Annotated in this window: 15 protein-coding genes; 5 read left to right on the plus strand and 10 right to left on the minus strand. The window is 64.0% G+C overall.

Annotated elements, in window-relative coordinates:
• Window positions 1-20 precede the first annotated feature (20 nt).
• The gene (locus tag RAM60_RS02635; RefSeq protein ID WP_369025688.1) at window positions 21-398 is read right to left on the minus strand and encodes a DUF3597 domain-containing protein; all 378 of its coding nucleotides are present in this window, start codon (window positions 396-398) and stop codon (window positions 21-23) included.
• Window positions 399-517: 119 nt separating this feature from the next.
• Here RAM60_RS02635 and RAM60_RS02640 point away from each other — a divergent pair, with 119 nt between their 5' ends.
• Window positions 518-730: a hypothetical protein gene (locus RAM60_RS02640; RefSeq protein WP_369025687.1), complete on the plus strand. Its 213-nt coding sequence runs from the start codon at window positions 518-520 to the stop codon at window positions 728-730.
• A 2-nt stretch (window positions 731-732) separates the two neighbouring features.
• Here RAM60_RS02640 and RAM60_RS02645 read toward each other — a convergent pair whose 3' ends face one another.
• Entirely contained in the window at window positions 733-1,401 is a 669-nt protein-coding gene (locus RAM60_RS02645; RefSeq protein ID WP_369025686.1) for an energy transducer TonB, read from the minus strand.
• A 119-nt stretch (window positions 1,402-1,520) separates the two neighbouring features.
• The gene (locus tag RAM60_RS02650; protein ID WP_200982899.1) at window positions 1,521-2,177 is read right to left on the minus strand and encodes an alpha/beta hydrolase; all 657 of its coding nucleotides are present in this window, start codon (window positions 2,175-2,177) and stop codon (window positions 1,521-1,523) included.
• A 177-nt stretch (window positions 2,178-2,354) separates the two neighbouring features.
• Between RAM60_RS02650 and RAM60_RS02655 the strand changes: the two genes are divergently transcribed.
• From RAM60_RS02655 to RAM60_RS02665, 3 genes are read left to right on the plus strand one after another with little or no spacing between them, the layout of a single operon-like run.
• Complete coding sequence (locus tag RAM60_RS02655; protein WP_510640124.1) at window positions 2,355-3,386, plus strand: cysteine desulfurase family protein; 1,032 nt, start codon at window positions 2,355-2,357, stop codon at window positions 3,384-3,386.
• Window positions 3,383-4,459 (plus strand): cysteine desulfurase family protein, encoded by a 1,077-nt coding sequence (locus RAM60_RS02660; protein ID WP_369025685.1) that lies wholly within the window; start codon window positions 3,383-3,385, stop codon window positions 4,457-4,459. Before RAM60_RS02655 ends, RAM60_RS02660 begins: the two co-directional genes overlap by 4 nt.
• Complete coding sequence (locus RAM60_RS02665) at window positions 4,456-4,785, plus strand: 2Fe-2S iron-sulfur cluster-binding protein (protein ID WP_200982903.1); 330 nt, start codon at window positions 4,456-4,458, stop codon at window positions 4,783-4,785. The genes RAM60_RS02660 and RAM60_RS02665 overlap by 4 nt, the downstream gene beginning before the upstream one ends.
• Here the strand turns inward: RAM60_RS02665 and RAM60_RS02670 are convergent.
• Both RAM60_RS02670 and RAM60_RS02675 read right to left on the minus strand, forming a co-directional pair.
• Window positions 4,782-5,774: a DUF4349 domain-containing protein gene (locus tag RAM60_RS02670; RefSeq protein ID WP_369025684.1), complete on the minus strand. Its 993-nt coding sequence runs from the start codon at window positions 5,772-5,774 to the stop codon at window positions 4,782-4,784. The genes RAM60_RS02665 and RAM60_RS02670 overlap by 4 nt on opposite strands.
• A 172-nt stretch (window positions 5,775-5,946) precedes the next feature.
• Window positions 5,947-6,501, minus strand: a complete 555-nt coding sequence (locus RAM60_RS02675; protein WP_369025683.1) for a type 1 glutamine amidotransferase domain-containing protein — start codon at window positions 6,499-6,501, stop codon at window positions 5,947-5,949.
• Between the two features lie 100 nt (window positions 6,502-6,601).
• Between RAM60_RS02675 and parC the strand changes: the two genes are divergently transcribed.
• Window positions 6,602-8,899 (plus strand): DNA topoisomerase IV subunit A, encoded by a 2,298-nt coding sequence (parC, locus tag RAM60_RS02680; RefSeq protein WP_369025682.1) that lies wholly within the window; start codon window positions 6,602-6,604, stop codon window positions 8,897-8,899.
• 81 nt (window positions 8,900-8,980) lie between these two features.
• Here the strand turns inward: parC and RAM60_RS02685 are convergent, their stop codons facing one another.
• The 5 genes from RAM60_RS02685 to RAM60_RS02705 all read right to left on the minus strand — a co-directional run bounded on the left by RAM60_RS02685 (window position 8,981) and on the right by RAM60_RS02705 (window position 12,589).
• Window positions 8,981-9,493 (minus strand): hypothetical protein, encoded by a 513-nt coding sequence (locus RAM60_RS02685; RefSeq protein ID WP_369025681.1) that lies wholly within the window; start codon window positions 9,491-9,493, stop codon window positions 8,981-8,983.
• 212 nt (window positions 9,494-9,705) lie between these two features.
• Window positions 9,706-10,884, minus strand: coding sequence for a CCA tRNA nucleotidyltransferase (locus RAM60_RS02690; protein ID WP_369025680.1), 1,179 nt, complete (start codon window positions 10,882-10,884; stop codon window positions 9,706-9,708).
• Window positions 10,877-11,482, minus strand: a complete 606-nt coding sequence (locus RAM60_RS02695) for a CoA pyrophosphatase (protein WP_369025679.1) — start codon at window positions 11,480-11,482, stop codon at window positions 10,877-10,879. The genes RAM60_RS02690 and RAM60_RS02695 overlap by 8 nt, the downstream gene beginning before the upstream one ends.
• On the minus strand, window positions 11,479-12,027 hold the full coding sequence (locus RAM60_RS02700; protein WP_369025678.1) for a DUF1285 domain-containing protein: 549 nt from the start codon (window positions 12,025-12,027) through the stop codon (window positions 11,479-11,481). Before RAM60_RS02700 ends, RAM60_RS02695 begins: the two co-directional genes overlap by 4 nt.
• Window positions 12,028-12,058: 31 nt before the next feature.
• Complete coding sequence (locus tag RAM60_RS02705) at window positions 12,059-12,589, minus strand: GNAT family N-acetyltransferase (protein WP_369025677.1); 531 nt, start codon at window positions 12,587-12,589, stop codon at window positions 12,059-12,061.
• Window positions 12,590-12,636: the final 47 nt, after the last annotated feature.

The following is a 12,636-nucleotide window of genomic DNA, read 5'->3' on the forward strand; positions in this document are numbered from 1 at the left end:
GCCCGCCAGATACTGTCAAATCAATCGAGGAATTCGGCCGGGACCTTGCCGCCATTGGCCGCAAGTTCGTTCATCACGCGGCGATGGAGCCAGATGTTGTCCTCGGCGCTGCCCGAATAGTCCTCACGGCCAAATTCGATCGCCAGTTCCTTGCGGTGAGCGTAGTCGGAATCGACGCCGATCAGCTTCATCAGGTCGACGATCGATGTGCGCCAGTTGAGCTTGTCCGCGCCCGGCATGGCGTCGAGATTGCTTTCGATATCTATTACGGGGACGGCCTTCTGCTCAACAACCGGGGCATCGGCCCATGCGTTGCCGGTCGGCTGCGGCGTCGGAGCTTCTTGCGCCTGAGCCTTTTTGCCGAAGATTGCGTCCTTGATCTTGCCGAAAATGCTCATGCTGCGTCCTCCATTTGCCAGCGTCCCGGATGGGCTGCGCCTGATTGAGTAACGAGGCAGTGTCGCGGGTGTTCCGTCGCAGGGCTTGAAGGTCGCGTTCGTGAGGCTATGGCAGGCGCATGCTCGATGCCGTACTCTCGCTCACTGTCCTTGCCGCGATAATGCTGATTATCGGTGCCTTCTTCATGTGGCGCCGGACCGGCAACCTGAAGAACGCCCTGCTGATGGTGCTTCTGGCCGCAGTCGCGCTGGTCAATGTTGCCATCTGGACCTTGCCCGATGCGAGCGGGAGCGCCCCGATCGAAAAGGTCGACCGGGGCGCGGGGGAGTAGGCCTACTCGGGCAATTCCCAGATGACGGAACCGGTGTAGCTGCCAGCGACCGGCTCGCCGCTGCCGCCACGTGCAGGTTCGAAACGCGCTCTGCGAGTGACGAGACTGCAGGTCGCTTCATCGAGTTCGCTATGTCCGGTAGAACCGGTAACGCTGCAATTGGTGACCTTGCCGTTGGCTGCAATCTCGAGCCGGAACTTGGCAAGGCCTGTCAGTTCGCGCCGCGCCCAGCTGGGCTTGTAGTCGGCATTGGTCAGCCACCGCGTGGGATCGTTGCGCGGCTTGGCGGCCACCGCGTCGAAGCTCGGCTTGGGCGATGGCCGCGGTTGTTCGATGACCGGACCGGTACCCGGCTGCGGCAGAGGGACGGGCGGGGGGATGAGTTCCGTGGTCTCGACCGGCGGATTGATCGGTTTGAGTTCGAACTTCGGCTGGGGGACGAAGACGGGTGGGGTCACGCTTTCCTGCGGTACTACCTCGTCGACTGGGGGAGGCGGTGGCGGCGGAGGGGCTTCCGGAATGTCCCGCACGTCCATCTTGTTGATAATTTCCGGTAGCCCGCCGCTGATCGTGAGACCGGCAACCAGCGCGAAACCGATTGCGGCATGGATGCCCACCACCGCCGCCATGCTGGCGGGAGACGGCCTGCGGGACTGGTCGACAAATGACATGGACGTGCTCCTCTTCCAAAGCGGGAAGCGCTGACCGCTTCCTCGTTTGGGCAATGTTACAACATAACATTCCAGAGTCAAGCGCGCTCGGAGCGTGGAGCGCTACTTCGTCTAGTGGATCACTTGATCGGGCAGCTCGGGTCGAGACGGAAGTCGAGGTAGTTGTCGACCGACTTCATCAGGTCTTCCTGCTCGTTCTCGAAGAAGTGGTTGGCGCGCGGAATTTCCTCGTGATGCACCGTGATGTGCTTCTGCGTGCGCAGCTTCTCGACCAGCTTGGTGACCGAGTTGGGCTGCACCACAGTATCCTGTGCGCCATGGATGAAGATGCCGCTGGCCGGGCAAGGGGCGAGGAAGGAGAAGTCATACATGCTCGCCGGAGCACCGATGGAAATCCAGCCGCGGATTTCCGGGCGGCGCATGAGCAGCTGCATGCCGATGAGCGCGCCAAAGCTGACGCCGGCGATCCAGGTCGTCTGCGCTTCGGGATGGATCTGCTGCACCCAGTCGAGCGCACTTGCCGCATCGCTAAGCTCGCCAACGCCGTTGTCGAAGCTGCCTTGGCTGCGGCCGACGCCGCGGAAATTGAAGCGCAGGGTCGCGAAACCGCGGTTCACGAAGGTCTTGTAGAGACGCTGCGTGATCTGCTCATTCATGGTGCCGCCACCCTGCGGGTGCGGGTGGAGAATCATCGCCACGGGCGCGCGCGGGCGCGGGGCGGGAGAGAAACGGCCTTCGAGGCGGCCTTCGGGGCCGGGAAAGATGACGGTCGGCATGGGCGGGATACCTGTCGAATTGTGCTTGGTCGCAGGCCACGGGTGGCGCGCGGGAGGTCGCGGGCTATATAGGGTCCGCAAGCAAAATCGCAATCATTTCGAGCCCGTATCATCCCGGAACGCATCTACCTCGATCACGCCGCCACAACGCCGCTGCGCCCCGAAGCGCGGCGCGCGATGGAAGTGGGCTTCGACCACTGGGCAAATCCGTCCTCGCCCCATGCCGAAGGGCGCAAGGCACGGGCCATGCTCGAGGACGCGCGCGAGCGGGTGAAGGCAGCGCTTGGGTGGGAAGGCGAGGTGATCTTTACGAGCGGAGCGAGCGAGGCGGCAGCGCTGGCGTTAGAGCACTCCAATGTGTGGGACGAGGCTATCAGCGCTATCGAGCATGACGCGCTGTATGCTGATGCCAAAAATCGGCGAAGTGCTATTGTCGCGGTATCTGGAGATGGTGCACTCAACCTCCGTGAGGCCGAAGCCCGTATCTCACACGCTCCGGAAATTGCTGGGCCGACGGATGACAACTGTTGGCTGTTGGCGATCCAACATGTGAATTCGGAAACGGGAAACCGCCAAGATATCACTCAGATTAGCAATATGACACGAAGTTATGGTGCCATGTTGCTCGTGGATTGCGCACAATCCGCAGGGAAAATGCCAATTCCTCGTGAGGCCGACTTGGCGCTCATCTCCGCCCACAAGTTCGGTGGCCCAATCGGCGTCGGCGCTCTGCTAGTGCACGACTACGCCGTACTCGCCCCTTCCGGCGGACAAGAGCGAGGATACCGGCGCGGGACTGAGAACCTACCGGGGATATTGGGCATGGCTACCGCGCTCGAAGCCTGTACTGATCCATATGCTTCCGACGAGATCATGGCGCCGCTCGACGAGCTAGCCAAAGAATGCCGGAAGATTGGCGGAACCTGGCTTTCCGATCGTCTCTCCGACCCGACGCCCTACATCCGTGCCGTCGCGATGCCGAACATGAGCGCAACCGCGCAGGTCATGCGTTTCGACATGGCGGGAATTGCGGTCAGCCAGGGCTCGGCCTGTTCCAGCGGCACGATGAAGACCAGTCGCGTGCTCGAGGCGATGCAGGTCGAGCCGGAGATCGCTGCCAACACGATCCGCGTTTCGCTCGGCTGGAACACTACCCGCGAGGAGGTGGAACGGTTCTGCGAGGTCTGGCTTGAGATGGCAAAAGCATGATTTACCTCGACTACCAGGCCACCACTCCGCTCGCACCCGAGGCGCGCGATGCGATGATCCGCTGGCTCGACGGGCCGGGAGGAACCGGCTTCGGCAATCCCCACAGCGCGCATCGCATGGGCCGTGAAGCGAAGGCGGCGATCGAGGTCGCGCGCGAGCAGGTCGCCGCGCTGTTTCCGCCGGGGGGCCGCATCATCTTCACCTCCGGCGCGACCGAGGCGCTCAACCTTGCCATCCGTGGCTCGGGTCTTGGGGGCACGGTCGCCTATTCCGCGATCGAACATTCCGCTGTGGGCGATACCGCGCAGGCAATGGGAAGGAGCCATGTCCTCGCGGTCGACAGCGAAGGTATTTGCAGTGCCCAACAGGACCTGCCTGCCGACACGCGGCTCGTTTGCGTGATGCAGGTCAACAACGAGATCGGGACGATCCAGCCGACACTCGACTGGCATCGCAAGGCAAAGGAGAACAATGCCTTGTTCCTCTGCGATGCGGTGCAGGCCTACGGAAAGATACCGGTGACGGCCGCCGACATGATCGCGATTTCGGCGCACAAGTTCTACGGACCCAAGGGCGTTGGTGCGCTCTGGGTGCGCGACGGGGTCGAGCTGGCCGAAGTGCAGACCGGTGGCGGGCAGGAGTTCGGACTGCGTTCCGGCACCCTCTCCCCGGCACTGATCGCGGGCATGGGCGCGGCGGCAAAACTTGCGAATGAAGCGCTCGATCGGGACAGCGACCACGTCGAGACACTCTGGAACAGGGCACGCGAGCTTTTTGCCGACTGGACCCTCAACGGCAGCGCCGATGCGCGCTGGCACGGCAATCTCAACATCCGCCGCGACGGGCTCGACGTGGCCCGACTGATGAGCGACTGCCGGACGGTCATGTTTTCCGCGGGCAGCGCTTGTGCCAGCGGCTCGGGCCGCCCGAGTCACGTGCTCAAGGCAATCGGGCTTTCCGATGCCCAAGCCAAAAGTTCCATACGCCTCGGCTTCGGACGCTATACTACTCTGCAGGAAATCGAGGAGGCGGCGCGCCTCATCAATGCAGCAGCGGAGGCGCAGGGACTTTGAAGGTGCATTTCACCACGTCGCGGGGCGAACAGGTTACCGCCGAAGCCGCGGCGGGCGACAACCTCCTTCGCGTGGCGCAGGCGGCCGGCCTGCCGCTCGAGGGGACATGCGAGGGACAGATGGCCTGTTCTACCTGCCATGTGATCGTTGCACCCGAATGGTTCGACCGGCTTGATGCTGCCTGCGAGGAAGAAGAGGACATGCTCGACCTTGCGGCAGGCGTCGCCCGCACCAGCCGCCTGTCCTGCCAGATCGTGCTCGGCGAGGAGCTTGACGGGCTTTCCGTCAGCATCCCCGCCGACAGTCACGACATGCGCCGGATCTAGTCCGCCGCTTCCGCAGCGGACTTCTCGGGCAACCAGCCCGAGCTGCCGATCCCGGTCGATAAGCCCAGGCGGCGCCACGTGCGCACGCCGATCCACACGATCGCGCCGAGCGGGACAAGAACCGCCAGCAGCACGATCAACACACCGATAAGGTTGCCGAAGAGCGCGCCGAGCGAATTGAAAGCGCTGCGGATGGGATCGACGAACCCGCCGGCACTCGGCTTTCCGCTTTCGTAGCTGACTGTCATCGTCGAATAGGCGACCCGGCCGCGCATCTCGGTCAGCCAGCTGCGCGCCTGGTCGATCTCCTCGTTGACCTGCGCCACGCCGCGCTCGGCGGCAACGAGTTCGGAGACAGTGCCCTTGCGGTTCTGCAGCACTTCCATCAGCCGGTCGCGCAAGGCCGTGCGGGCGCGCAGTCGTGCTTCGGTGTCGACGATATTCTTGGATAGGTCCTCGCCTTCGATCGAGGACGAAACCAGTTCGCCATCGACCTTGCCCGAGGCATTGGCGAGATCCTTGCCGAAGCCCCGCGCATCGCGGCTGCGCACCGCAAGGGTCAGGCTGCCATAGGCGTAGTCGCCCTCATTCTCGGCCTGGTTCATCGAGATAATCCGACAGACGTCGGGACCCTTCGCCTCGCACATGTCGGCATGGCGTTCCTGCAGGGAACGAATGGCGTTGGAGGGAAGCCGGAACCCGTAGGCGTAGCGGTAGGCGACTTGCGGGACGCCGACGGGAATGTCGGCACTGGGCACCGATGTCGACTGATCGCCAGCCATGTCGGCACTTGCTATCGGAGCAGGAGGCGGAGGCGGTGGCGGGACGGGGGCCGTGGCGCGGGACGGCTCGGCCATTTCGTAGGTCATGGCAGGCGCTTCGGCGACGTCGACCGTCGTCATGTGCTCCTCGACCGAACGGTCATCGCTTTGGCCGCAAGCGGTCAGCGCACATGTTGCCACGATCACAATGGGAAGGGTCCGTTTCATCGCAAGCTCCTCTCTTCTCCCGACTCGAACATAATTCTGCCTTAGTTCCGACACAATGTAAATGTTACAACGTAACGTTCAATATCGCGCCATAGATGGCAAGCTGCCAAAAGCTCGAAACCCCGCCACCTTCCGGCGGCGAGGCTTCAATCTGTCCGCTTCGAATAGGGGATTAGGCGGTTTCGAGTTCGCGCTTTTCCACCTTCACGCCCAGCATTTCGATCAGCGCCTTGCTGAAGGCCGGAATATCGTCGGGCTTGCGACTGGTGATGAGGTTTCCGTCGACCACGACTTCCTTGTCGACCACCTTGGCACCTGCGTTCTTCAGGTCGGTACGAACCGAAGGCCAGCTGGTGACACTCTTGCCCTCGACCAGGCCTGCTTCGATCAGCATCCACGGTGCATGGCAGATCGCTGCGATGGGCTTCTTGGTATGGTCGAACATCTTCACGATCTCCACTGCTTTCTTGTTCATGCGCAGGATATCGGGGTTCATCTGGCCGCCCGGGAGAAGTAGGGCATCGTATCCCTTGCAGCTATCAATCTCGTCCACGGTCTTGTCGACCTTGACCGCATCGCCCCAGTCCTTCTGGTCCCAACCGCGGATCTTGCCGCTTTCGAGGCTCACGACAGTGGTTTCGAAACCGGCCTTCTCGAGGTTGGCCTTGGGCTCCATCAGCTCCGACTGTTCGAAGCCATCGGTGGCGAGGATCATGACATGTTTCATGGGGTGTATCTCCTTGATTTGCTGTTACCCATTCAACGTGTGGGGACAGCGGCGCGTTCCGTGCTGACAGGCGAGCCGTGGCTCTGGTAGGGCGAAGCCCATGTCGACTACCGAACTGGACGATTCCGGCGCCGATCCCTTCGACGCCATCGTCGATGCACCCTTTGATTCCGCGCTGTCCGAGCGCTACCTCGTCTATGCGCTGAGCACGATTACCGCCCGCTCGCTGCCCGATTTGCGCGATGGTCTGAAGCCGGTCCACCGCCGCCTGCTGTGGGCGATGCGGCAGCTGAAGCTCGATCCCAATTCCGCCTTCAAGAAGTCTGCCCGCGTGGTGGGCGACGTCATCGGCAAGTACCATCCGCATGGCGACGCCTCGGTCTATGACGCGATGGTCCGCCTCGCGCAGGATTTCGCGCTGCGTTACCCGCTGGTCGAGGGGCAGGGGAACTTCGGCAATATCGACGGCGATAACGCGGCCGCCTACCGCTACACCGAAGCGCGCCTGACCAGGACCGCACTGCGCCTGATGGAAGGGCTGGACGAGGGTACGGTCGAATTCGTCCCGACCTACAATGGCGAGGAGGAAGAGCCCGAAATCTTCCCCGGCCTGTTCCCTAATCTCCTTGCCAACGGGGCCAGCGGCATCGCGGTTGGCATGGCGACCAATATCCCGAGCCACAACGTCGCCGAAATTGTCGATGCGACGCTGGAAGTGATCGACAATCCGCATGTCGAACACGCGCGGCTGATGGAGCTGTTCAAGGGCCCGGACTTCGCCACCGGCGGGGTGGTGGCCGAAAGTGCCGAGACGATTGCCGCTGCCTATGAGACCGGGCGCGGCAGTTTCCGTGTGCGCGGTCGCTTCCATGCGGCGGAGGCGGACAAGGCGGAGGACCGCGAGGCGGGCATCGAGCGTCTCGGCGGGGGCCAGTGGCAGCTGGTCATCTCCGAAATCCCCTACCAGGTGCAGAAGGGCAAGCTGATCGAGCAGATCGCGCAGGCGATCGCCGACAAGAAGCTGCCGATCCTTGAGGACGTGCGCGACGAAAGCGACGAGAAGATCCGCATCGTCCTCGTCCCGCGCAGCCGCAATGTCGATCCGGAACTGCTGAAGGAGAGCATCTACAAGCTCACCGATCTCGAGACGCGCTTCGGCCTCAACCTCAACGTGCTCGACCATACGCGCACGCCGATGGTCATGGGCCTGAAGGAGCTGCTCGACAACTGGATCGTCAGCCAGATCGACATCCTCCAGCGCCGCAGCCAGCACCGGCTCGACCAGATCGCGCGGCGGCTGGAGCTGGTCGAAGGCTACATCATAGCCTTCCTCAACCTTGACCGGGTGATCGAGATCATCCGTTACGAGGACGATCCCAAGGCAGTCATGATGGCGGAGTTCAAGCTCACCGACCGCCAGGCGGAGGCGATCCTCAACATGCGGCTGCGGTCCTTGCGCAAGCTTGAGGAAATGCAGCTGCGGCAGGAGCGCGACGAGCTGCTGAAGGAACAGGACGAGCTCGAAAAACTGCTGTCCTCGCCAGCCCGCCAGCGCACCCGGTTGAAGCGCGACCTCAACGCCCTGCGCAAGGAATACGCCGAGGATACGCCGCTGGGTGCTCGCCGCACGACCATTGCCGAAGCCGCGCCCGCAGTCGAATTCAGCATGGACGCGATGATCGAGAAGGCGCCGATCACGGTCATCCTGTCCCAGCGCGGCTGGGTGCGCGGGGCGACGGGGCACCTGCCGCTCGACCAGGAATGGAAGTTCAAGGAGGGCGATGGTCCCGCCTTCGTGCTTCACGCGCAGACCACCGACAAGCTGCTGCTCGCCGCCGACAACGGGCGGTTCTACACGCTCGGCGCCGACAAGCTGCCTGGCGCGCGCGGCTTCGGCGAACCGGTGAGGAACACGCTCGACATCGAGGCCGAGGCGAACATCGTCGCGGTCATCGTCCACAAGCCCGGCCAGCGCCTGTTGCTGGCGGCGACCACGGGCAAAGGCTTTGCCGCGACCACCGATGAACTCCTCGCCGAAACCCGAAAAGGGCGGCAGGTGGTGAACCTCAAGGACAAGGCGAAGCTCGTCGTCGTGAGGCCGATCGAGGCGACCCACGACCACGTCGCGGTGGTCGGCGACAACCGCAAGCTGGTGGTCTTCAATCTCGAGGAGCTGCCCGACCTTGCGCGCGGGCAGGGCGTGACGCTGCAGCGCTACCGCGACGGCGGCCTCAGCGATGCGACGACCTTCAAGCTCGACGAAGGCCTCAGCTGGACCATGGGCGGCAAGGAAGGCCGCACACGGACCGAAGGCGACATGTGGCAGTGGAAGGTCGCGCGCGGAGGGGCAGGGCGCATGCCGCCGCAGGGTTTCCCGCGCGACAATCGGTTCGGCTGATTACGCAAAAGGCCGGGAGCACGCGAACGGCTCCCGGCCCCCAATAAACCCATGCGACCCGAAGGACTGGGCTACTGTTCCTTACTGACCGCCCTGTGCCGCCATGGCGGCGTCGATCTGGGCGTTGGTCAGGCGAGCCATGAGGCCGTGATCGGTTGCGTCGAAGTGCGAGCGCAGCAGCGTGACCTTGTTGGCCTCGTCGCCGCCGCGCGCGATCACGACATTGTTGCCGTTGATTTCGAGGACGGTGCCGAGCGCGGCGTGATCTGCAGCCATGGCTTCGGCGCCGACGACCAGCGCTGCGTCGCGCTTCGCCGCGGCTTCGGCCAGCTGCGCGTCGATCATGCTGTCGAGCTGGGCCTTGGTGACGGTGATGGTCGGACCGGCTTCACCCTGGCCGTACATTTCGACGCCCAGCGGAACCTTGTGCTTGCCGGTGTCGAGCACGGCCTGGCCGTTCTCGACCGAAACGATGGTACCGACAGCCTGGCCTTCGGGGCCGGTGACCGTGGCGCCGGCAACGACCTGGTCGTTGGCAAGGGCGGGGGTGGCAGCAAGAGCAATGGCGGCAACCGCCAGCTTCGCAAACTTCATTCTTCTACTCCAAGACTGTTTCAACGTGACGCGGCTTTCCCACACGCGGAAGCGCAGAAAAGCCGACAAGACTGGCTTTGAGCGGGGCGAGAGCAAGGCCCGACAAATCCCGCTGTGATCCCCAAGGGAGCGGGCGCTCTATTTCAGCTTGAGGCCGAAAAGGCAACCTCAGGGGCCGTTTTACGGATAGCGAGCTTAAGCTGCGCTGAAGATCAGCGTCCCGCTAGTGCCTCGTCGAGCAGGGTTTCGACACGCTCACGCGGGGGGAAACCTTCCTCGACCCAGCGCTTCTCGACCGCCTGCAAGATGCGCGCGACCTCCGGCCCTTTGCCTACCCCGCGGGCGACGATCTCGCCGCCCTTGAGGGGCAATTTCGGGACCTCCCAGTCGAGCAAATCCGCGGGATTTTCGCCCGCGATGAGCAGCCGGTCGACTGCGCATTCGACGCCGACGTCATAGGCGAGCGCCTGCGGGTTCTCCACGTCGCGGGTGTCGCGCCTTGCCACGCAAGTCAGCCGGTCGCGCTGGCTGCGCGAGAAGCGCAGGCGGGCCGAGACCGTTTCTGCGACCGGCGGCACGGCAGGAAGCATTGCCGCGATGCGGCGCATGGCGTCCGGCTCGATCCCCGCAGCACGCTCGCTGGCAACCAGCTCGCCGAGCTTGCCCACCTCGTGCTTGCCGCATTCGGGGAGCACCACCTGGAGCACGCCGAGTTCACGCATCTTGGCGACGGTCGCCACCGGGTCGGGCAGGGCGAGGAGGTTCTGCAATTCCCAGCCCACGCGCTCGCGGCTGAGGCCCTTCAGCGTCGGCGCCAACTCGCTGCAAGCCGCCGTCGCCTCATCATCCCAGCCATCGGCGAAACGGGTGGCGAAGCGGAAATACCGGAGGATCCGCAGGTGGTCTTCCTGGATCCGCGCGACCGGGTTGCCGATGAAGCGCACGCGGTTCGCTGCCAAGTCGTCGAGCCCGCCGAAATAGTCCGAAATCTCCAGCGTCAGCGGGTGGGCGTAGAGTGCGTTGATGGTGAAGTCGCGCCGCGCGGCGTCGTCCTTCCATTCCTCGCTGAAGGAGATGGTTGCGCGCCTGCCATCGGTCGCGACGTCGTGGCGTAGCGTCGTGATTTCGACATTGCCGTCCTCGAAGATCGCAGTGACCGTACCGTGGTCGATCCCGGTCGGGATGGTCCTGATACCCGCTTCGCCACACCGGTCGATGACCGCCGCTGGCAAATGGCGCGTCGCCGCATCGATATCGTGGCTGTCGTGCCCGGTAACGGCATCACGCACGCAGCCACCGACCCAGCGCATGTCATCTGCCCCAAGAGCTTCGACAAGGCGCAGGTAATCCTCGCGCTTCGTCCACGGGCAATCGGGCATGCGCTCAGCCATCGTCACGTCCGTGCCAGGCGATACGGCGCGACAGGTTCCAGCAGATTGCGGCCGTGACGCCCCAGATCCGGTAGCCATCGTAATCCATTTCGAGATAGCCGCGCATTGCGCCCTTCCAGAAGACCTCGTTGCGGCTCCATTGCGACGCATCCATCAGAAGGTCCAGCGGGCATTCGAACCAGCTTTCGACCTCGCGCGGCTCGGCGCGGATCGGCAGGTTGGCAGGTATGGTGGCGAGGACCGGGGTGATGTCGAAGCCGGTGCCGGTCTGGTAACGGTCGGTGGTGCCGATAACGCGCACTTTCCCGGGCTCGATATGGAGTTCCTCCCATGCTTCGCGCAGGGCGGCCTCCACCGCGTCCTCGCCATGGTCGAGCTTGCCGCCGGGGAAGGCGACCTGTCCCGGATGGTCGCGCATGGTACGCGGTCGCTGGGTCAGGATTACGGTCGGTCGTTCCTGTTCGGTAACGGCTATGAGGACGGCAGCATCGGCAGTCCTGCCGACGTCCGCAAACCTGCTGTCGGTCATGAGTTCGCCGACATCTTGCGCGTGGCCGTGCTCAAGCATTGCGGCAAGGCGGTCGAAGAGATCGCTCATGCAGGCAACAACGAAAAGGTTTCGCCGCCGCTCTCGACGGTCCAGTCGTCTCCGCTCTCGAGCGCGATCTGCGCCAGCTGTTCGTAGGTCGAGCGATTGAGCCGCGCTTCGCAACCACGCCTCACCCCGAGGTAAAGTGCCGGGGATTCGGCGTCGCCTGCCGCGCGAAGGGGATGGTCACGGTCGGCAATTACCAGCTCGTCCGTGTTGAGGCGGAATGCCAGATTGCCCTCGGCAACACTGACGTCGGTGGCGATGAAGGCTGCATCCTCCACCTCAATGGCGAGTTTCTGGTGCGGAGTGACCAGCCAGTGCTGCCTCTCGTCATCGCGCAGCAGCAGTCCGGAGAAGGCGCGCACCATCGCGGTGCGGGTGATCGGCGATCCCTCGTGCAGCCAGGTGCCGTCGGCAAGGATGCGCATGTGGCTCTCGCCGCTTTCGGCTGGCGTCCAGCGCTCCACAGGCGGCAGTTTGCGCGCCTCGACCGCCTCGGCGATCTGGGCGAGCGACATTCCTGCAAGTTCGGGAGGGGGATTGTAGGGCATCGGTCGGGTTTGCGATGCCAGATGGAACACGTCAGGCCAAGACCGGTTTCCACGGCCCCAACATTCCCTCGCGCGGGAGGATGGCCGGATTGCCGCTGCGGGCGAGCAGGCGGTGCTTCTCGAACGGCCCCGGGCAATGCCACCCTCCGGTGTGCGCGGAGGTGAAATCCCAGCGGTCGTAATAGTCCGGATCGCCGATCATTACCTGCGGCAGAGGTGCCGCGCCATCTTCGAAGCCGGCGTCGATCGCGCCGAGGCTCGCCGCCATCAGCGCCTTGCCGAAGCCTTCGCCCTGTCGCCCGGGCATGACGGCAACCGGGCCGACCATGATCATGGGGTGAGGGCGCCCTTCGGGATCGGTCAGCGCCACGGGCCACAGCTGGATCGTGCCGACGAGATAGTCGTCCTCGTCGAGCGCGGCGAAGCTCAGCCCTTCGAGCCAGTCGGTCCCTTCACGGATGCGATAGGCGGTGCGTGCATGGCGTCCCTCGCCGAAAGCAGCGTCGAGCAGATCTTCGACCAGCGCCGGGTCGATCGCGGACAAGGGAACGAGCGTCGCCATAAGGGCGCGGCGCTTAGAACCAGCGAACGCCCAAGTCGATAAATTTC

Origin of the sequence: Qipengyuania sp. RANM35, from assembly GCF_041021145.2 — a bacterium.
Taxonomy (GTDB): Bacteria; Pseudomonadota; Alphaproteobacteria; order Sphingomonadales; family Sphingomonadaceae; genus Qipengyuania; species Qipengyuania soli.